The following is a 19,779-nucleotide window of genomic DNA, read 5'->3' as shown; positions in this document are numbered from 1 at the left end:
ACCTTGCCGCCCGCCGCGCCTCCTCCGCTCGAACCGTCGTTCCCGCGCCGACGAGCCGGCCCGGCGCCCCGGCGGCCCCCCGAGGCCGCGAGACGCGCGGCGCGACCACCCGGCGGGATCGGGTCCGCCACCTGAGAGAATGATGAACATGGCCTCTCGACCCCGTGTGCTCTCCGGCATCCAGCCCACCGCAGGCTCGTTCCACCTCGGCAACTACCTCGGCGCCGTGCGCCAGTGGGTGGCGTTGCAGGAGACGCACGACGCCTTCTACATGGTCGTGGACCTGCACGCCATCACCATCCCGCAGGACCCCGCCGCGCTGCGCGCCAACACCCGCCTCGCCGCCGCCCAGCTCCTGGCCGCGGGCCTCGACCCGGACCGCTGCACCCTCTTCGTGCAGTCCCACGTGCCCGAGCACGCGCAGCTCGGCTGGGTGATGAACTGCCTCACCGGCTTCGGCGAGGCGTCCCGGATGACCCAGTTCAAGGACAAGTCCGCCAAGCAGGGCTCCGACCGCACCACCGTCGGCCTCTTCACGTACCCCGTCCTCCAGGTCGCCGACATCCTGCTCTACCAGGCCAACCAGGTCCCCGTCGGCGAGGACCAGCGCCAGCACATCGAGCTGACCCGCGACCTCGCGGAGCGCTTCAACGCCCGCCTCGGCGAGACCTTCACCGTCCCGGAGCCGTACATCCTCAAGGAGACGGCGAAGATCTACGACCTCCAGGACCCCACCGTCAAGATGAGCAAGTCGGCGTCCACGCCCAAGGGCCTCATCAACCTCCTGGACGAGCCGAAGGCCACCGCGAAGAAGGTCAGGAGCGCCGTCACCGACACCGACACGGTGATCCGCTTCGACCCGGTCGGCAAGCCCGGCGTCTCCAACCTCCTCAGCATCTCCTCCACCCTCACCGGCAGGCCGGTCGCCGAGCTGGAGAAGGAGTACGAGGGCAAGATGTACGGCGCGCTCAAGACGGACCTCGCCGAGCAGATGGTGGAGTTCGTCACGCCGTTCAGGGAGCGCACCCAGGCCTATCTGGACGACCCGGAGACGCTGGACTCGATCCTCGCCAAGGGGGCCGAGAAGGCCCGCGCGGTCGCCGCCGAGACCCTCGCCCAGGCCTACGACCGGATCGGCTTCCTGCCCGCAAAACACTGATTCGTCACGTTCACAGCGGTGGCGGACGCATGTCCCGCAGGCCCCGGACCTTGGACTCTGGCCCCCGGGCCGCGCGCCCGCCACACTGCACTGCGACGGCTTCGTTCGCGCAGCCGCCCCGCCCGCCGGCACCGGCGGGCACCGAACTCGCACCGACGACTGAGGAGAACGACGTGGGGACCGTAACGCTCGGCGTTTCGATCGCGGTCCCGGAGCCGTACGGCAGCCTGCTCCAGGAGCGGCGCGCGGCCTTCGGGGACCCTGCCGCTCATGGCATCCCTACCCACGTCACGCTGCTGCCGCCGACCGGGATCGACGCCGGACTCCTGCCGGCGGTGGAGGCGCACCTGGCGTCGGTCGCGGCGTCCGTGCAGCCGTTCCCCATGCGGCTCGCGGGCACGGGCACCTTCCGGCCGCTGTCGCCGGTGGTCTTCGTGAAGGTCGTCGAGGGCGCGTCCGCGTGCGCGTGGCTCCAGAAGCGGGTGCGGGACGCGTCGGGGCCGCTGGTGCGCGAGCTCCAGTTCCCCTACCACCCGCACGTGACGGTCGCCCACGGCATCACCGAGGAGGGCATGGACCGGGCGTACGAGGAGCTGTCCACGTACGCCGCCGAGTGGTCCTGCGAATCCTTCGCCCTGTACGAGCAGGGCGCGGACGGCGTCTGGCGCAAGCTGTGCGACTACGCCTTCGGCGGCGGCGCGGCGGGCGAGGTCCCCCCGCAGGGCCTGCCCCACGACGCGCCCGCCCTCCACTAGGGCCCCGCGCCGGCGGCCCGGCACTACACCGGCAGCCGCCGGAACAGCGGACGCGGCACGTGCCGCAGCGCCGACATCACCGCGCGCAGCGCCCCCGGCACCCACACCACCTCCGCGCGCCTGCGCAGCCCCGTCTCGATGGCCCGCGCCACGGCCTCCGGCGTCGTCGCGAGGGGGGCCTCCGCCATGCCCTCCGTCATCTTCGTCCGTACGAATCCGGGGCGTACGACCATGACGTGCACCCCCGTCCCGTGCAGCGCGTCCCCGAGGCCCTGGGTGAACGCGTCCAGGCCCGCCTTGCTGGAGCCGTAGATGAAGTTCGCCCGCCGGGCCCGCTCGCCCGCGACCGAGGACAGCACGACCAGCGAGCCGTGGCCCTGGCTCTGCAGGGCGTTCGCGCAGACCAGACCGGCGGAGACCGCGCCGGTGTAGTTGGTCTGGGCGACCCGGACGGCGGCCATCGGCTCGGCCTCGTCGTGGGTCTGGTCGCCGAGCAGCCCGAAGGCGACGAGCACCATGTCGATGTCGCCCTCGGTGAAGACCTTGCCCAGCGCCTCCTCGTGCGCGGCGCTGTCCAGGGCGTCGAAGGGGACCGTGCGGACCTCTGCGCCCAGGCCGCGAAGCCGGTGCGCGGCGGCGTCCAGCGCGGGGGAGGGGCGGCCCGCCAGCCACACCGTGCGGGTGCGGCGGGCGATGAGGCGGCGGGCGGTGGCGAGCGCGATCTCGGACGTGCCGCCGAGGACGAGCAGGGACTGCGGGGCGCCGAAGGCGTCCTTCATGGTGGGGCTCCTGGAACGGGTCAGAGGGAGAGGCGGCGGGAGAGGTCCGAGGTGAAGACCCCGTGCGGGTCGAGTGCGGCGCGCAGGGCGCGGAAGCGGTCCAGCTCCGGGTACATCGCGGCGAGCGTCTCGGGGCGCACCCGGGAGTCCTTGGCGAGGTAGAGGCGGCCGCCGGCGGCGCAGACCTCCTCGTCCAGCCCGTCGAGGAAGGCGCCCAGCCGGGGCAGGTGCGCCGGGATGTCCAGGGCGAGCGTCCAGCCGGGCACCGGGAAGGACAGCCAGCCCGGGTCGCTGGCGCCGAAGCGCTTGAGCACGGCGAGGAAGGACGGGCAGCCGCGCCGGGAGATCCGGCCGACGATCCGGCGCAGGGCCTCCTCCTGCCCGTGCGGGACGACGAACTGGTACTGGACGAAGCCGCCGCGGCCGTAGATCCGGTTCCAGTGCGGGACGCCGTCCAGGGGGTGGAAGAAGGCCGGGATGCGCTGGAGCTCGCCGGTCCGGGAGCGGGGGGCCCGCCGGTACCAGAGTTCGTTGAAGAGGCCGACGGACTTCCTGCCCAGCAGCCCCTCGGGCACGAACGACGGCGCTCCCGGGAGCCGGCCGGGGCGGAAGGCCAGCGGGTGGCGGCGGGCGCGCGGCGGCAGCTCGTCCAGCGGGGCGTGGTCGCCGCGGGTGAGGACGGAGCGGCCCATGGCCGCGCCGCGGGCCAGCAGGTCGATCCAGGCGACGGAGTACCGGTAGAGGTGGTCGGTCTCGGTGAGCCGGGTCATCAGGTCGTCGAGGTCGGCGGCGCGCTCGGTGTCCACCGACATCAACGAGGTCTCGACGGGCAGCAGTTGGATCTTCGCGGAGAGGATGACACCGGTCAGGCCCATGCCGCCGGCGGTCGCGTCGAAGAGGTCGGTGCCGGGGCGGACCTCGTGCACCTCGCCGTCCGCGAGCAGGAGGCGCAGCGAGCGCACGTGCCGGGAGAAGCCGCCGGAGACGTGGTGGTTCTTGCCGTGCACGTCCGCGCCGATCGCCCCGCCGACGGTGACGTAACGGGTGCCCGGGCTCACCGGCACGAACCAGCCGAGCGGCAGCAGCACCTCCATCAGCCGGTGCAGGCTCACCCCGGCGTCGCACACCACGATCCCGGCGTCCGCGTCGACGCTGCGGATGCGGTTCAGGCCGGTCATGTCCAGGACCGAGCCGCCCGCGTTCTGCGCCGCGTCCCCGTACGCCCGGCCGAGGCCCCGGGCGATCGAGCCGCGCGCCCCGCAGCCCCGTACCGCCGCCGCGGCCTGCTCGTAGGTGCGCGGACGCACCACCAGGGCGGTCGTGGGGGCGGTGCGCCCCCAGCCGGTCACGGAGGCGAAGGAGTCGACGGAGAGCGTGGTGTGGTCAGCCATGGGCGTGACGTTATAGCCCCCTACGCGGGCACTGGCGGAGATATGCACCGTTTCGGCGGAATGGGTGGTTGACCGAGTGTCACCGCGGAATGCCGTGCATATGGGTGTTTTCCCGACAAGAGTCTCCTCTGATGTGCGCCCCTCCGGGCCACGCGCACCGATGTCTGGGGATGACCATGCGAGAAGTGGAGCACCGTCTGCTGTCCGCGCTGCGCGACTGCGGTACGGACCCGCGCGTGGCCGCCGCCGCCCGCGCCCTGTCCCTCAGCGGCGAGCACGGCGCGCTGTGGCTGGCCGCCGGACTCCTCGGCGCGGGCCTGGACCGCGACCGGCGCGGCGCCTGGCTGCGCGGTACGGCACTGATCGGCGCCGCCCACCTGGCCAGCATGGGGGTCAAGCGCGCCGTGCGCCGCCCGCGCCCCGAACTCCCGGGGCGCCGGCCCCTGGTGCGGACCCTGGGCCGGCACTCCTTCCCCAGCTCGCACGCCACCTCGGCGGCCGCCGCGGCCGTCGCCCTCGGCGCGCTCGGCCCGTTCGGCCGGCAGGTCGTCCCGCCGCTGGCCGCCGCGATGTGCGTCTCCCGCCTGGTCGTCGGCGTGCACTACCCCAGCGACGTCGTCGCGGGCGCGGCCCTCGGCGGCCTCACCGCCGGGCTCGGCGCGAGGTGGCTGACGGCCAGGGCGGCCGCCCGCGCCGCCGCGGACCCGCTGAAGGGGATCTCCCGTGCCGCGGGCCCGCCGAGGTGGACCGCACGCCCCGCCGCACGCCCCGCCGCACGCCCCGCCGCACGCCCGCTGCGGGAGGCCCTCCGTGGCTGACCGCACCGTCATCCCGCTCCTGGAGAAACAGCGGGGCCGCCGCGCCGCCCCCGGCGGCCCCGCCCTCCCGCCGCAGCGCGGCGCCCGGCGCCCGCTCGCCCTCCCGCTGGGCCTGCTGCGCACCGCCCGCCCCCGGCAGTGGATCAAGAACGGCCTGGTGGTGGCCGCCCCGGCCGCCGCGGGAGAGCTGCTCTCCGCCCGCTCGGCGATCCAGCTCGGCATCGTCTTCGTCCTGTTCACCGCCGCCGCCTCCGCCGTCTACCTGATCAACGACGCCCTCGACGTCGAGGCCGACCGCGCCCACCCCGTCAAGTGCCGCCGTCCCGTCGCCGCCGGACAGGTCCCCGTCCCCCTCGCCCACGCCGTCGGCACGCTCCTGGCGGTCTCCGCGCCCACCGCCGCCGCCCTCCTCTGCAACCCGCCCACCGCCGCCCTGCTCACCGGCTACGTCGTGATGCAGATGGCGTACTGCCTGCGCCTCAAGCACGTCCTCGTGCTCGACCTGACCGTCGTCACCAGCGGCTTCCTGATGCGCGCCATGATCGGCGGCATCGCGCTCGGCATCCCGCTCTCCCGCTGGTTCCTCATCACCACCGGCTTCGGCGCGCTGTTCATGGTCGCCGCCAAGCGCTACTCCGAGGCCGTCCAGCTCGCCGACACCCCGCACAGGGGCAGCACCCGCGCCCTGATCGGCGAATACACCACCGGCTACCTGCGCTTCGTCTGGCAGCTCGCGGCCGGCGTCACCCTGCTCGGCTACTGCCTGTGGGCCATGGAACGCGGCGGCGCCGCCCACGGCGGCCTCCTCCCCTGGCGCGAACTGTCCATGATCGCCTACATCGCCGGCATCCTCCGGTACGCCGTCTTCGCCGACCGGGGCGCCGCCGGGGCCCCCGAGGACGTCGTCCTGCGCGACCGCGGCCTGCTCCTGACCGGCCTGGTCTGGACGGCGCTGTACGCGCTGGCGGTCGCCGAGCTGTGAGCCCGCGCCCGCCGGACCTCGCCGAGCTCGGCTCCTTCGCCGCCGTCGGCCTCACCTCCCCGCGCGCCGACACCGTCCCCGGTTCACTCGTCGGCATGGCGTTGGCGACCTGCCTGCGGTTTTGGGGTACCCGCACACTGGTTTTCCGTAACTGAGAGCAGGCGGGTACACAAAGATCATGGACTGGCTGAAGAACCTCCCGGTGATCGGGCCGTGGATCACGCGCCTGATGGGCACCCACGTCTGGCGCACGTACGAGACCCTGGACCGGGCGAAGTGGAGCAGGCTCGCCGCGGCGATCACCTTCATCAGCTTCCTCGCGCTGTTCCCGCTGATCACGGTCGGCGCCGCGATCAGCGCCGCGGTGCTCACCCCGGAACAGATCGCCCAGATCAAGAAGAGCATCGCCGAGCAGGTCCCCGGCATCTCCGACCAGCTCAACATCGACGCCCTGATCGACAACGCCGGAACCGTCGGCCTCGTCGCCGGTGCGCTGCTGCTCTTCACCGGCATCGGCTGGGTCGGCTCGATGCGCGAGTGCCTGCGCGTGGTGTGGGACCTGGAGGACGTCGACGAGGGCAACCCGGTCCTGCGCAAGGCCAAGGACGCCGTGGTCCTCGCGGGCCTCGGCCTCACCGGTCTCGGCTCGCTGGCCGCCTCCACCGTGGGCTCGTCCGCGGTCGGCTGGACGGCCCGCGCGGTCGGCATCCCGGAGGACGGCGCGGGCGGCGTCCTGCTGCGGATCGCCGCCCTGCTGGTCGCCGTCTGCGCGGACTTCCTGCTCCTGCTGTACGTCCTGACGCTGCTGCCCGGCGTGCAGCCGGAGCGCCGCCGGCTCGTCGTGGCGGCGCTCATCGGCGCGGTCGGCTTCGAACTCCTGAAGATGCTGCTGGGCGGCTACATGAGCGGCGTCGCCTCCAAGAGCATGTACGGCGCCTTCGGCGTCCCCGTCGCCCTGCTGCTGTGGATCAACTTCACGGCGAAGCTGATGCTGTGCTGCGCCGCCTGGACGGCGGCGCCGCACGCCGACGGCCCCGCCCGCAGCGGCGTCGAGCCCGCCGGCGTCAGTCCTGGCGGCGACGGGCCAACGCCGGCACCGGCCACTTCCGGTTGACCAGGAACACCGCGCCGGCGAGCACCATCAGCGCCGCGCCCGCCACCGCGAGCGCGATGCCGGCCCCGCTGGAGGTCTCCTCGGCGGCGGCCAGCCGGGTCGGCGGCTGCTTGGCCTTCGGCGCCGGGGGAGCGGCCTGCGCGCCGGTGTCCACGTTCTTCGGGGCGACCAGCTCGCCGACCGGCTTGACCTTCCCGGCCGCCTGGAAGCCCCAGTCGAGCAGCCTGGCCGTCTCCCGGTAGACCGCCTGGCTCTCGCCCGACTGCGGGTTCATCACGGTGACCAGCAGCACCCGCTCGCCGCGCTGGGCGACCCCGGTGAAGGTGGCGCCGGCGTGGGTGGTGTTGCCGTTCTTGACACCCGCGATGCCGGGGTAGGGGGTGACCCCGCCCTGGCCGGTCATCAGCCGGTTGGTGGTCTCGATCCGGAACGAGCCGCGCCTGCCGTCCTCGCCCTGCTCACCGGGGAAGTCCGCCCGCACCGTCGCGGCGTACTCCCGGAAGTCCTTCTTCTGCATGCCGGACCGCGCGATCAGCGTGAGGTCGTACGCGCTGGAGACCTGGCGCGGCGCGTCGTATCCGTCCGGCGAGACGACGGTGGTGTCGACGGCCTGGAGGTCGCGGGCATGCGCGTTCATGTCGTCGACGGTCTTGGCGACGCCGCCGTTCAGCGAGGACAGGACCCGGACGGCGTCGTTGCCGGACCGCAGGAACACGCCGAGCCACAGGTCGTGGACCTTGTACGTGTGGTTCTCCTTCACCCCGACCGCGCTGCCGCCCGCCCCCAGCCCCTCCAGGTCCGTCGGCTTCACCTGGTAGACCTGCTCCTTGGGCAGCCTGGGCAGCACCGTGTCCGCGAAGAGCATCTTCAGGGTGGACGCCGGGGCGAGCCGCCAGTGCGCGTTCTGCGCGGCGAGCACCTCGCCGGTCTGCGCGTCCGCGACGATCCACGACCGGGCGGACAGTCCCTGGGGCAGCACCGGCACCCCGGGGCCGAGGTCGACCTGGACGCCCGCTCTGCCCAGCCGCTCGCCGCCGACCGAGGACATCCGCGCCGGGGGCTTCGGCTTGTCGTCGGACTTCGGGTCCGGGGCGGCCTGGGCCGCGGGAGCGAGGAGCAGCGCGGGGGCCAGCAGGGCGGCGGAGACGACCGCGACGGCGGTCCTTTTCACGGCAGACACGGACGTGAACGTACCGTGCGCGCCTGTGGACACGGCCACCGTGTGCCGGACCCGCCGCAAGCTCCGCCGGGACAGCCCATCCCCCCTCACCTCGGCCGTGGCCGTGGACGGCGATACTGGACCCATGAAGCTCAACCGCACCCTCTCCTGGTTCCTGCTCGCCTTCGGGGTGTGGAGCTGGTTCATCTGGATCACTTTCGTCAAGAATCTCGTCGCGGACGGGAGCGGCCTCGCCTTCGACGACGCGGGTGACCCGACGGCGTACTTCTGGGTCCATCTGCTGCTCGCCGTGACGTCTTTCCTTCTGGGGACGGGCATCGGCGCGATCGGGTTCCGTTCGGTGCGCGCGCTGCGGCGGGAAAAGGCCACCGGCGCCCGGTGAGTCAGCCGAACACCCTGATGTCCGCCGTGTCGTGCCCCGGCAGGTCGCCGCGCCCCTGCTCGACGCTGCCCGGCACGACGACGGCGGGGGAGGCGCGGCGCAGCAGGACGATGCCCCGGGACTCGTACGCGACGGTGTAACCGGACGCGCGGAGCAGCCGCAGCCGGTCCTTCTGGGCCTGTGCGTCGGGGAACGGGAACGCCTTTCTCGTGGTGTCCAGGAGGACCCATTCCGCGTTTCTCGGCAGGAGGTCGAGAATCATCACGCGGGTGCGCCGGGTCAGGCGCGGGGCGAGATTGTTGTCGGCCTCGACGGTCACTCCGTCGGGAATTCTCCCCACGGCGGTCAGCGCCGCCTCCTGATGGGCGTCACGTTGCCAGTGACTGGGCAGCACGATGTGCCAGGAACCCGATATCAGGACACCGAAGAGGGTGATTCCGGCGGCGAGACCGGCGGCCCATTTCGCCGCCGCTGCGGCCCTTTCCCTCTCCCACCCGCGGGCCATTCTCCCCGTCGTCTCGATCGACGCGGCGACCAGGATCGGCCAGACGAAAGCGCCGTAGTGGTGCAGGGCCTGCCAGTGGTTGCCGTTGTCCGAGAAGACGCGCTCGGCGAGCAGCGGCAGGGCGCACAGGGTGAGCGCGGACCGCAGCGGCAGGAAGAGCAGCGAGCCGAACGTCCACAGCAGGAGCAGGGCCTTCGCCGACGGGGTGAGCGCCGCCCGCAGGGTGTCCAGCGGGTGCAGGACGACATGGACGAGCGCCTCGCTCGCGCTCGCCCCCAGCTCGCTGTACTGCCAGTAGAACCGGGCGTCCCCGCCCATCGCCGGGATGACGACCACGATCGCCGCCAGCGACGCCAGCGGCCCGAGCACCAGCAGGGCCCCGCCGGCCCGCGCCCCCGCCCGGTCCCCGGCGCGGTGTGCCCGCAGCGCGAGCACCGCCCCGAAGATCCCGACGGACAGCCCGAGGTCCTCCTTGGTCAGGCACAGCAGCAGGGCCGCCGCCGTCGCCCGCCCGTACGCCCGCGCCCGCGCCCGCTCGAAGAGCAGCAGGAACAGCGGTACGGCAAAGGCGACTTCGTGGAAACCGGCGCGGCTCGCGTAGAAGAGCGCGGCCCCGCACCCGTACACCAGACAGAATCCCAGCACGAGCCAGGAGAGCGCACGCGGACCGACCGCCTTCCCGCATTCCCGGCGCACCAGCCGGGCCACGACCGGAACTCCCGCGCCGAAGAGCAGGGACTGCACGAGAAGCAGCACCCGGGGATCGTCCCAGAGCCAGTAGAACGGGGCCGCGAGCGCGAGGACCGGCGAGAAATGATCCCCCAGCAGGGAGAATTCCGGCGGAAATCCGTGATGCACGCTCTTTATCAGCGACCGGGGCAGCTCGAAACGCGCGTAGGCCCTTATCGCCTGGTCGAACAACCCCAGGTCGAACCCCCCGAGTTGGAGCTGGCGGAACCGCTGGAGCCCGATCAGCAGGCATACGGCGACACAGCCGACGGCGACAGCCGCGACGCGTATTCGCTCCCGCTGCCGTCCGGCGGCCACCGCCTCGCCGACGCGCACAGGGGGGCGGAGTGTGAACGTGGTCAAGGTTCGCGGACTCCTGCGTAGGGGACTCGGCGGGGCTTGCGTCCCGGGCCGGGTGTCGTCGCCCGGCCGGTCCCATGATCGTGCTCACGGGTATTTTGAGGGTTCGTCCGGCAGAATCCGGCACACCTGGTGAGGGTCGTCGTGGTCGTTGTGTTCGTCCTGTGCCTGTTCCTGCTGCTGGGGGCGGTGCACTGGTACGTCTGGAAACGCGTGGTCCGCGACACGGCACCGCCGGGCGCGCGCGGCCGGCGGGTCCGGCGCGCCGGTGCGGCGGCGCTCACCGTGCTGCCCCTCCTCTCGGTCTCCGCGTTCGTCTCCGGCCGCGCCGGGTTCCCCTTCCGGCTCCAGCAGGTCCTGGCCTGGCCGGGCTACCTGTGGCTGGCGGTCCTGCTCTACCTGACCCTGGCGCTGCTGGCCGCCGAGCTCCTGCGCCCGCTCCTGCTCCGCCGCCGGGCCCGTGAGCCGCACGCCGCCGCGACGGCCCCCCGGACCCAAGAGCCGCACGCCGCCGCTCCGGTCCACCGGGAGGAGGCCGCGTCCGGGGCCGCACCGCCCCGCCCGGAGGCCGGTGCGCCCGGGCGGCGGCTCGTCGTCTCCCGGGCGCTCGCCGGCACCGCATCGGCGGCCGCCCTGGGCACCGTCGCGTACGGCACCCGGTCCGTGCTGAAGGGCCCCCGCACCACCCACGTCACCGTCCCCCTCCGCCGGCTTCCCCGCGCCGCCCACGGCTTCCGGATCGCCGTCGTCAGCGACATCCACCTCGGGCCCGTCCTCGGCCGCGCCCACACCCAGCGCGTCGTCGACGCCGTCAACGCGACCCAGCCCGACCTGATCGCCGTCGTCGGCGACCTGGTCGACGGCACCGTCGAGGACCTCAGGGACGCCGCCGAACCCCTGCGCCGACTCCGGGCCAGGCACGGCCAGTTCTTCGTCACCGGCAACCACGAGTACTACGCGGGCGCCGCCCCCTGGCTGGCCCGCCTCCGCGAACTCGGCCTGCACCCGCTGGAGAACGACCGCGTCGAGATCGCCGGCTTCGACCTCGCCGGGGTCAACGACGTGGGCGGCGAAGCCTTCGGCCAGGGGCCGGACTTCGCCAGGGCGCTCGGCGACCGCGACCGCTCCCGCGCCTCGGTCCTCCTGGCCCACCAGCCCGTCCAGATCCACGAGGCCGTGCGCCACGGGGTCGGCCTCCAGCTCTCCGGGCACACCCACGGCGGCCAGCTCTGGCCCGGCAACCTCGTCGCCGCCCTCGCCAACCCCACCGTCGCGGGCCTGGAGCGGTACGGCGACACCCAGCTCTACGTCACCCGGGGCGCGGGCGCCTGGGGCCCGCCGGTCCGGGTCGGCGCCCGCTCCGACATCACCGTCGTCCGGCTGGCCTCCCACGAGGCATGAACGGACACCCGCCGACCCGCCGTTCCGCCGACTCACCGACCCGCCGACCTGCCCGTCCGACTGTCCCATCACGACGAGTTGTCCTGCATCTGTGACCACTTGCGAAAGATTCGCCCCTTCCGTCGCTCTAATTCGTGTGATTAGGTGAATGAATCGTGGGGTAGGGCGTGTTGGTTTTCCGTCTGCCCCTGGGTGGGGGTAGTGCAAGGAGAGCAAGACAATGCGGTTGATGGGTTCCGTGCGCCTGCGGGTCGGGGCGACGGTCGTGGTCGTGGCAGCCGCAGCGGTGGGGGGGTGGATGCTCCTCCCCTCGGACGGCGACCAGGGCCCCGCGATCCGGATCGGCACGACGGACGCCTCGTCATCACTGGACCCGGCCTACGCGTACGACGCCGGTTCCTGGGCCCTGTACAGCAACGTCTTCCAGTCGCTGCTCACCCTCAAGACCGGTTCGGTGACGCCGACCCCGGACGCGGCCAAGAGCTGCGGATTCGTCGGGGCGAAGCTCACCACGTACGCCTGCGAGCTGCGCACCGACCTCACCTTCGCCAACGGCAAGCCGCTCACTCCGGCGGACGTGAAGTTCAGCTTCGACCGCATCCTGCGCAACGGCATGGACGTCGGCCCGCGCTCGCTGCTGTCCTCGCTGAAGTCGGTGGCCGTCGAGGGGCAGAAGATCACGTTCAACCTGCTGTCCGGCGACTCCACCTTCCCGTTCAAGGTCGCCTCCGGCGCCGGGTCCATCGTGGACAGCACCAAGTACCCGGCCGACAAGGAGCGCAAGGGCGGCGCCGTCGACGGCTCGGGACCGTACGCGATGGCGGAGTACAAGAACGGCGAGATCGCGCGGCTGCGTCCCAACACGGCCTACAAGGGGTCGGTGGCCAAGACCGGCCGCCCCATCGACGTGCACTACTACAACGCGTCCACGGACCTCCAGGCCGCCTGGGAGGCCAAGGAGATCGACCTCACCTACCGCCAGCTCCCCCCGGAGATGCTCGCCAAGCTCAAGCCCGGCGAGGCCAACGTGCGCATCAGCGAGGTCGACGCCACCGAGACCCGCAACATGGTCTTCAACGTGCGCGAGAAGTCGAAGTTCCACGACGTGAACGTGCGCCGGGCCGTCGCCCTCCTCATCGACCGGCCGAAGCTGGCGCAGGACGTCTTCCACAACACGGTCGAGCCGCTGTACGACGCCATCCCCAAGGGCATCGTCGGCCACAGCACCCCCTTCTTCGACGTCACCTCCCGGCCCAACGCGAAGCGGGCGAAGGCGGCGCTGGAGGAGGCCGGCCTGACGGCCCCGGTCTCCTTCACCCTCGGCTACTTCGCCAGCGATTCGTCCCGGGCCGAGGCCCAGGAGCTGAAGAAGCAGTTGGAGGCGGGCGGCCTCTTCTCGGTCAAGCTGGTCGAGAAGGCCGAGTGGGAGGCGTTCCAGAAGGACTACAAGGGCGCCAGGTTCGACGCGTACAACGTCGGCTGGGTCGCCGACTTCCCCGACCCCGACAACTACAGCCAGCCCCTCGTCGGCAAGAACAACTCCAACGCGAGCGCCTATGAGAACCCGGAGATCGAGAAGCTGATCACCCGGACCCAGGCCGTGTCCGACCGCGGGTCCACCGTCGACGACTTCAAGAGGATGCACAAGATCGTCGCCAAGGACGTCCCGCTGGTCCCGCTGTGGCAGACCAAGGACTACATCCTCAGCAACGGCAAGGTGGGCGGCGCGGAGTACCTCTCCGACGGCACGGGCGTCTGGCGCCTGTGGGAGCTCAGCCGGCTGTGACGGCCGCGGAAGCACGAGAAGGGCCCCGGCCCCCGGTGATCACCGGAGGCCGGGGCCCTTCTCGTGTCCGGCCGGGGATCAGTAGCGACGCGTGATCAGCGCACGCTTCACTTCCTGGATCGCCTTGGTGACCTCGATGCCGCGCGGGCACGCGTCGGTGCAGTTGAACGTGGTGCGGCAGCGCCACACGCCGTCCTTGTCGTTGAGGATCTCGAGCCGCTGCTCGCCGCCTTCGTCACGGCTGTCGAAGATGAAGCGGTGCGCGTTGACGATCGCCGCCGGGCCGAAGTACTGGCCGTCGTTCCAGAACACCGGGCACGAGGACGTGCACGCGGCGCACAGGATGCACTTGGTGGTGTCGTCGAAGCGCTCGCGGTCCTCGGGGGACTGCAGACGCTCGCGGGTCGGCTCGTTGCCCTTGGTGATCAGGAAGGGCATCACGTCGCGGTAGGCCTGGAAGAACGGGTCCATGTCCACGACCAGGTCCTTGAGGACCGTCAGGCCCTTGATGGCCTCGACCGTGATCGGCTTGTGCGGGTTGATGTCCTTGATCAGCGTCTTGCAGGCGAGCCTGTTCTTGCCGTTGATCCGCATGGCGTCCGAACCGCAGATGCCGTGCGCGCAGGAGCGGCGGAACGTCAGCGTGCCGTCCTGGTCCCACTTGATCTTGTGGAGGGCGTCGAGGACACGCTCCTTCGGGTCCATCTCGACCTCGAAGTCCTGCCACTCGGCGTCCTCGGACACCTCGGGGTTGAAGCGGCGGATCCGGAAGGTGACCTTGATGTACGGAGAGTCGGCGAAGCCGGGCTCGGGCGCGCCCTTGCCGTCCTTCTCCACCTTGTCCATCGTCGGGGTAGCCATCAGTACTTACGCTCCATCGGCTGGTAGCGGGTCTGGACGACCGGCTTGTAGTCGAGCCGGATCGACTCGGTGCCGTCGGCCGCGACCTCGCGGTACGCCATGGTGTGGCGCATGAAGTTGACGTCGTCGCGGGTGGGGAAGTCCTCGCGGTAGTGACCGCCGCGGGACTCCTTGCGCGCCAGCGCCGAGACCGCCATGACCTCGGCCAGGTCGAGCAGGTTGCCCAGCTCGACGGCCTCCAGGAGGTCGGTGTTGAAACGCTTGCCCTTGTCCTGGATGGACACGTTCAGGTAGCGCTCGCGCAGCTCGGCGATCTTCTCGACGGCCGTCTTGATCGTCTGCTCGGTGCGGAAGACCATGACGTTGGCGTCCATCGTCTCCTGCAGCTCCAGGCGGAGCGCGGCCACGCGCTCGGTGCCGGTGGAGTTGCGCAGCCGCTCGATCTGGTCGACGACGAGCTGGGCCGGGTTCTCCGGCAGCTCGACGAAGTCGTTCCCGTGGCTGTACTCGGCGGCGGCGATGCCGGCCCGCTTGCCGAAGACGTTGATGTCCAGCAGCGAGTTGGTGCCCAGGCGGTTCGCGCCGTGCACCGAGACGCAGGCGACCTCGCCGGCGGCGTACAGGCCCGGGACGACGGTGGTGTTGTCCGCCAGGACCTCGCCCTCGACGTTGGTCGGGATGCCGCCCATGGCGTAGTGCGCGGTCGGCTGGATCGGGATCGGGTCCGTGTACGGCTCGATGCCCAGGTACGTGCGCGCGAACTCGGTGATGTCCGGCAGCTTGGCGTCGAGCTGCTCCGGCGGGAGGTGCGTGAGGTCGAGGTAGACGTGGTCGCCCTCGGGACCGCAGCCGCGGCCCTCACGGATCTCCGTGTAGATGGAGCGGGACACGACGTCACGGGACGCGAGGTCCTTCATGACCGGCGCGTACTTCTCCATGAAGCGCTCGCCGTCCTTGTTGCGGAGGATGCCGCCCTCACCGCGGGCGCCCTCCGTCAGCAGGATGCCCATGCGCCAGATGCCCGTCGGGTGGAACTGGAAGAACTCCATGTCCTCCAGCGGCAGCCCGCGGCGGTAGCACGCGGCCTGGCCGTCACCGGTCAGGGTGTGCGCGTTGGAGGTCACCTTGAAGAACTTGCCGGTGCCGCCCGAGGCGTAGATGACCGCCTTGGACTGGAAGACGTGGATCTCACCGGTGGCCAGCTCGTACGCGACGACGCCCGCGGACTTCTTGACGCCGTCCTCCTCCACGATGAGCTGATCGAGGACGTAGAACTCGTTGAAGAACTCCACACCCTCCTTGATGCAGTTCTGGTAGAGGGTCTGGAGGATCATGTGGCCGGTGCGGTCGCCCGAGTAGCAGGACCGGCGGACGGGGGCCTCGCCGTGGTTGCGGGAGTGACCGCCGAACCGGCGCTGGTCGATCTGGCCGCTGGGCGTACGGCCGAACGGCAGGCCCATCTTCTCCAGGTCGAGGACCGCGTCGATGGCCTCCTTCGCCAGGATCTCGGCGGCGTCCTGGTCGACCAGGTAGTCGCCGCCCTTGATCGTGTCGAAGGTGTGCCACTCCCAGTTGTCCTCCTCCACGTTCGCCAGCGCGGCGGCCATGCCGCCCTGCGCGGCGCCCGTGTGGGAACGCGTCGGGTAGAGCTTCGTCAGGACGGCGGTGCGGCTGCGCTTGGTCGACTCGATGGCCGCGCGCATGCCCGCGCCACCGGCGCCGACGATGACGGTGTCGTACTTGTGAATCTTCATCTTGGTTGCCTCAGCCCCGGGCCTAGCGGATGTTCGGGTCGAAGGTGAAGATCACCAGCGTGCCCAGAAGGACGGTGAACACCGTGGCGGTGTACAGCAGGTTCTTCAGCCAGAAGCGCGTGTTCGGCTTCTCCGCGTAGTCGTTGATGACGGTACGCAGGCCGTTGGCCCCGTGCAGCATGGCCAGCCACAGCATGATCAGGTCCCAGGCCTGCCAGAACGGCGAGGCCCAGCGGCCGGCCACGAAGGCGAAGCCGATCTTCGAGACACCGCCGTCCAGCACGAGCTGGATGAGGAGGTGGCCGAGGACGAGGACGACGAGCACGATGCCGGACAGGCGCATGAACAGCCAGCCGTACAGCTCGAAGTTGGTGCGCGTGGTGCGCGGGGTCTTCGAGGTGCGCTTGCGCGGGGGCTCGATGACGGGCGCCGGGTTGTCGGCGTCGTAGAGCGTGACGCCCTCGACGGGGCCGACGCCTGCGGAAGAGGTCTCAGCGGACATGTTCTGACTCAGCTCCCGAAGACTTCGCGTACGGCGTGACCGAGCACGGGGTACAGGGCGCCGACCATCAGCACGATCCAGACGCCCATGACGGTCCAGAGCATCTGCTTCTGGTAGCGGGGGCCCTTGGACCAGAAGTCCACGGCGATGACCCGAAGGCCGTTCAGCGCGTGGAACAGGATGGCGGCGACAAGGCCGTACTCGAGGCAGGCCACGAGCGGGGTCTTGTAGGTGGCCACGACGTCGTCGTACGCCTCGGGAGAGACGCGGACGAGAGCGGTGTCGAGGACGTGTACGAACAGGAAGAAGAAGATGAGGACGCCGGTGACTCGATGAGCCACCCAGGACCACATGCCTTCCCGGCCGCGATACAGCGTTCCAGCCGGCACGGAAATACCCTCCGGGAGCGGGGATTGGGGTCGGCCGGCTTGGTTTGTCGGTCAGACCCGGCCGGGTACGGTCCACCGGCCCCGGTCATCGTAGCGACGAGTTGTCGGTTCCCTCGCGCGGGGGCCTCCGGTGTGATCAAACAGGCAGTCAAACGGCCACGGACGGGCTATCGGGGCCCTCCGTCGCCCCGCCCTGGTCGAAATGCACCTCATGTACGGTTCGGGCGAGCCGCCCGCGGGCCAGCCGCCGGAGCTCGTCGGCGGCCACGGCCCGCTCCTCGTCCGGCTCGTTGCCCAGCCGGAAGCGGATTCCGGCGAGCACCTGGTCGAGCTGCTCGCCCGGCGCGACACCGTCCAGGCAGATCACGAAGGCGTGCCCGAAGCGGCTCTCGTACGCGGCGTGCGCGGCCCGCAGCGCGGTGTGCGCGGCTGGCGGCGTGTCGGCGGCCGGGCGGGGCGGGGTCTCGCAGGCCAGGGCGTCGGCGATCTCCGCGGAGGAGAGGTCGTACGAGGCCTCGTCGGCGGCGGCGAGGAGCGCGTCCAGATCGGGGTAGGGGCGGTGTGCGGCGAGCCGCCCGGCCCACCGGCGGCTGCGGCAGCAGGTGAGCAGCGCGGCCTCGGCGGTGCGCGCGGGGGCCGCGTTGAACCGCTCCAGGGGGGTCGGGTGTGCCGGGCCGCCACGGCCGCTCGTTGTAAGGAAGACGGAGGGGTACAGCGTGACTCCTTGGGCGGGCGGCGGCCGACGGCCGCCGGCCGGATCGGTCCGGATCGGATCCTGTGGCGGGAGCGGTCAACGCTAGCCACGGCAGGAGAGAAGTGTCCGACGAATGCACGAATTTCATCCGAACGAGAGGGTTTATGTGCGCGCGATAGACGGTTCAGGCCCCGGAAGCTCGTACTTTCGGGTGGGTTCGGTGCGGTTTGTGACACGAGCGAAAGTTGGGCACGGATGAACGATTCCCGAGAGCCACTGGACGCGGGAGCTCCGGACGCGCACGGGGCGGGCGGAGCGAGCGGGGGGCGTACGGGTGCGCACCGCTCCCCGGCCCACCGCGCCGCGCGCCGGACACCGCGCGGCGCCCTGGTGGCCGGGGCGGCCCTGGTGATCGCCGGGGCGACGACCGTCACGGTGGCCGCCTGGCCGCAGTCCCCGGAGCCCGCGGGACCCCCCGCGACCGCGTCCGGCCCGGCCGCCCCCGCCTCGCCGGGCCCGCCGGACGTTCCCGGCTCCGTGGGCGACGACGCGAAGCCGCCCGCCCCGGCGGCCTCCCGGGCCCGTCCGGTGACCGGGCCGCCCCGCACCATCCCCTTCGTCCGGGACGTGCGGGCCGCCGAGGGCCCCGGCTGGCGGCCCACCGCCACCACCAGGGTGGTCGTCGCGGCGGGCAGCGAGAGGGCCCTGGCCGACGAGGGCAGGCTGCTCGCCGACGAGCTCGGGAAGCCGTACGCGCAGGGCGTCGCCGCCCGGCCCGGCGACGTGGAGCTGGCCATGCCCGCCGCGGGACCGCCCGGGGCCCCGGAGTCGTACCGCGTCACCGTCTCCGGCGGAAAGGTCCGCATCACCGGCGGCGACGAGGCGGGCGTCTTCTACGGCACCCGCACCCTCAAGCAGGCCGTGCGCTCCGGCGGCGGGCTCGCGGAGGGCGTGCTGAGGGACGCCCCGGCCAAGCCCAGGCGCGGGTTCGCCCTCGACACGGCCCGCAAGCACTTCGACGCCGCCTGGATCGAGGACCGCATCCGCGAGATGGGCGACCTGAAGCTGAACGAGTTCGGCCTGCACTTCTCCGACGACCAGGGCTTCCGCATCGAGTCCGCCACGCACCCCGAGATCGTCTCCGAGGACCGCCTGACCAAGGCCGAGATCCGCCGCATCGTCGCGCTCGCCGCCTCCCGGCACATCCGCGTCGTCCCCGAGATCGACTCGCCGGGCCACCTGGGCGCGGTCATCGCCGCGCACCCCGGGCTCCAGCTGCGCAGCGTCTCCGGGAAGCCCTCGCGGGGCGCGGTGGACATCGCGAACCCCGAGGCCGCGAAGATCGTCGACGAGCTGCTGGCCGAGTACGCGGACCTCTTCCCCGGGTCGTACTGGCACCTGGGCGGCGACGAGTACCGGGCGCTCACGGTCTCCGACCCGGAGGCGACGTACCCGCAGCTCACCCGCGCGGCGCGGGCCAAGCACGGCCCCCGGGCCCGGGTCCAGGACCTGGCCACGAGCTGGCTGAACGACCGGGCGGCGACGGTCCGGCGCAAGGGCAAGTCGCAGCTCCGGGCGTGGAACGACGGCTACTTCGCGGGCGGGACCGTCGACGCCCCGAAGTCCCGCGAGGTCGCGTACTGGACGGGCAAGGAGCTCGGCGCGCGCGAGCCGCTGGAGTACCTGCGCGAGGGCCGCACGGTCCTGAACGTCAACGACGAGTACCTCTACTACGTGCTCGGCGAGCCCAACACCTTCAGCTACCCGACCGGCCGCCGCATCTACGACGAGTGGACCCCGCGCGTCCTGCGCCACTCCGACGCCGTCCCGGCGCGCTACGACGCGCAGATCACCGGCGGGCAGCTCGCGGTGTGGTGCGACTACCACAACGCGCAGACGCAGGCCCAGGTCGCCAGGGGCGTGCGGCTGCCGCTGCGGGCGGTCGCCCAGAAACTCTGGGACCCCCGGAAACCGGCCCTGGACTGGACGGGCTTCAAGGAGCTGGCCGCGAAGGTGAGGTGAGGCCCCCTCAAATCCACCCGCTCTGCCCGGCTATGCCCCACTTCGCCCACCGGCCGACCGCACGCCGACCAACAGAACCGGAAGCACAATTCCGGTCGGATCCTCGATGTGATTCCGGCCGCAGTCGCGCTCGGATGGCCAGGACCCCCCGTCATGTGGGCACAATGTGCCAGGACTGTGGTGGATACGTGCGCAACTGGCTGTTCCGGCGAAGTC

At 71.8% G+C, this 19,779-nt stretch carries 18 protein-coding genes and 1 pseudogene; 10 read left to right on the top strand and 9 right to left on the bottom strand.

All coding sequences use genetic code 11. The features are described 5' to 3' along the window. Positions 1–148 precede the first annotated feature (148 nt). Complete coding sequence (gene trpS, locus ACIP93_RS07410) at positions 149–1,159, top strand: tryptophan--tRNA ligase (RefSeq protein WP_345228823.1); 1,011 nt, start codon at positions 149–151, stop codon at positions 1,157–1,159. A 173-nt stretch (positions 1,160–1,332) separates the two neighbouring features. Continuing rightward, the gene (locus ACIP93_RS07405) at positions 1,333–1,914 is read left to right on the top strand and encodes a 2'-5' RNA ligase family protein (RefSeq protein WP_345228822.1); all 582 of its coding nucleotides are present in this window, start codon (positions 1,333–1,335) and stop codon (positions 1,912–1,914) included. Positions 1,915–1,937: 23 nt separating this feature from the next. On the opposite strand, the gene ACIP93_RS07400 is transcribed toward ACIP93_RS07405, so the two are convergent. Together ACIP93_RS07400 and ACIP93_RS07395 are read right to left on the bottom strand one after the other, a co-directional pair. Beyond that, entirely contained in the window at positions 1,938–2,693 is a 756-nt protein-coding gene (locus ACIP93_RS07400) for a decaprenylphospho-beta-D-erythro-pentofuranosid-2-ulose 2-reductase (RefSeq protein ID WP_401756602.1), read from the bottom strand. A 20-nt stretch (positions 2,694–2,713) separates the two neighbouring features. Next, positions 2,714–4,084 (bottom strand): FAD-binding protein, encoded by a 1,371-nt coding sequence (locus ACIP93_RS07395; protein WP_401756600.1) that lies wholly within the window; start codon positions 4,082–4,084, stop codon positions 2,714–2,716. 185 nt (positions 4,085–4,269) lie between these two features. Here ACIP93_RS07395 and ACIP93_RS07390 point away from each other — a divergent pair, with 185 nt between their 5' ends. The 4 genes and pseudogenes from ACIP93_RS07390 (at position 4,270) to ACIP93_RS07375 (ending at position 6,998) form a co-directional block, all read left to right on the top strand. After that, complete coding sequence (locus ACIP93_RS07390) at positions 4,270–4,902, top strand: phosphatase PAP2 family protein (protein WP_401756598.1); 633 nt, start codon at positions 4,270–4,272, stop codon at positions 4,900–4,902. Continuing rightward, positions 4,895–5,884 carry a decaprenyl-phosphate phosphoribosyltransferase gene (locus ACIP93_RS07385; RefSeq protein WP_401756596.1) on the top strand — a complete coding sequence of 330 codons (990 nt, stop codon included), beginning with the start codon at positions 4,895–4,897 and terminating at the stop codon, positions 5,882–5,884. Before ACIP93_RS07390 ends, ACIP93_RS07385 begins: the two co-directional genes overlap by 8 nt. Positions 5,885–5,916: 32 nt before the next feature. Then, positions 5,917–6,039 (top strand): annotated as a pseudogene (locus ACIP93_RS07380) (GtrA family protein); the annotation flags it as partial. 23 nt (positions 6,040–6,062) lie between these two features. Beyond that, positions 6,063–6,998 (top strand): YihY/virulence factor BrkB family protein, encoded by a 936-nt coding sequence (locus tag ACIP93_RS07375; protein ID WP_401756594.1) that lies wholly within the window; start codon positions 6,063–6,065, stop codon positions 6,996–6,998. On the opposite strand, the gene ACIP93_RS07370 is transcribed toward ACIP93_RS07375, so the two are convergent. Then, positions 6,949–8,178, bottom strand: a complete 1,230-nt coding sequence (locus ACIP93_RS07370) for a D-alanyl-D-alanine carboxypeptidase family protein (protein ID WP_401756592.1) — start codon at positions 8,176–8,178, stop codon at positions 6,949–6,951. The genes ACIP93_RS07375 and ACIP93_RS07370 overlap by 50 nt on opposite strands. Before the next feature lie 124 nt (positions 8,179–8,302). Here ACIP93_RS07370 and ACIP93_RS07365 point away from each other — a divergent pair, with 124 nt between their 5' ends. Then, the gene (locus ACIP93_RS07365) at positions 8,303–8,560 is read left to right on the top strand and encodes an SCO4848 family membrane protein (protein WP_345228815.1); all 258 of its coding nucleotides are present in this window, start codon (positions 8,303–8,305) and stop codon (positions 8,558–8,560) included. A gap of 1 nt (position 8,561) precedes the next feature. Here ACIP93_RS07365 and ACIP93_RS07360 read toward each other — a convergent pair whose 3' ends face one another. Then, entirely contained in the window at positions 8,562–10,157 is a 1,596-nt protein-coding gene (locus tag ACIP93_RS07360; RefSeq protein WP_401756590.1) for a DUF2079 domain-containing protein, read from the bottom strand. Between the two features lie 141 nt (positions 10,158–10,298). Here ACIP93_RS07360 and ACIP93_RS07355 point away from each other — a divergent pair, with 141 nt between their 5' ends. Both ACIP93_RS07355 and ACIP93_RS07350 read left to right on the top strand, forming a co-directional pair. Next, positions 10,299–11,555, top strand: a complete 1,257-nt coding sequence (locus ACIP93_RS07355; protein WP_401756588.1) for a metallophosphoesterase — start codon at positions 10,299–10,301, stop codon at positions 11,553–11,555. A 229-nt stretch (positions 11,556–11,784) separates the two neighbouring features. After that, positions 11,785–13,341, top strand: coding sequence for an ABC transporter substrate-binding protein (locus ACIP93_RS07350; RefSeq protein WP_401756586.1), 1,557 nt, complete (start codon positions 11,785–11,787; stop codon positions 13,339–13,341). A 78-nt stretch (positions 13,342–13,419) separates the two neighbouring features. On the opposite strand, the gene ACIP93_RS07345 is transcribed toward ACIP93_RS07350, so the two are convergent. The 5 genes from ACIP93_RS07345 to ACIP93_RS07325 form a co-directional block, all read right to left on the bottom strand. After that, positions 13,420–14,202 carry a succinate dehydrogenase iron-sulfur subunit gene (locus ACIP93_RS07345; RefSeq protein WP_345228811.1) on the bottom strand — a complete coding sequence of 261 codons (783 nt, stop codon included), beginning with the start codon at positions 14,200–14,202 and terminating at the stop codon, positions 13,420–13,422. Further along, positions 14,202–15,956, bottom strand: a complete 1,755-nt coding sequence (sdhA, locus tag ACIP93_RS07340) for a succinate dehydrogenase flavoprotein subunit (protein WP_401756584.1) — start codon at positions 15,954–15,956, stop codon at positions 14,202–14,204. Before sdhA ends, ACIP93_RS07345 begins: the two co-directional genes overlap by 1 nt. 22 nt (positions 15,957–15,978) lie before the next feature. Continuing rightward, positions 15,979–16,458: a succinate dehydrogenase hydrophobic membrane anchor subunit gene (locus tag ACIP93_RS07335; protein ID WP_345228809.1), complete on the bottom strand. Its 480-nt coding sequence runs from the start codon at positions 16,456–16,458 to the stop codon at positions 15,979–15,981. 8 nt (positions 16,459–16,466) lie between these two features. Then, entirely contained in the window at positions 16,467–16,847 is a 381-nt protein-coding gene (gene sdhC, locus ACIP93_RS07330; RefSeq protein WP_345228808.1) for a succinate dehydrogenase, cytochrome b556 subunit, read from the bottom strand. A gap of 148 nt (positions 16,848–16,995) precedes the next feature. Next, complete coding sequence (locus ACIP93_RS07325; RefSeq protein ID WP_380837333.1) at positions 16,996–17,562, bottom strand: 2-oxo-4-hydroxy-4-carboxy-5-ureidoimidazoline decarboxylase; 567 nt, start codon at positions 17,560–17,562, stop codon at positions 16,996–16,998. A 234-nt stretch (positions 17,563–17,796) separates the two neighbouring features. On the opposite strand from ACIP93_RS07325, the gene ACIP93_RS07320 reads away from it, so the two are divergent. Then, a complete protein-coding gene (locus tag ACIP93_RS07320; protein ID WP_401756582.1) occupies positions 17,797–19,563 on the top strand; it encodes a family 20 glycosylhydrolase in 1,767 nt (588 codons plus the stop codon). The last annotated feature ends 216 nt before the right edge of the window (positions 19,564–19,779 follow it).

The organism is Streptomyces sp. NPDC088745 (genome assembly GCF_044751045.1).
Lineage (GTDB): Bacteria > Actinomycetota > Actinomycetes > Streptomycetales > Streptomycetaceae > Streptomyces > Streptomyces cremeus.
This window is presented reverse-complemented; position numbering and strand designations above follow the sequence as displayed.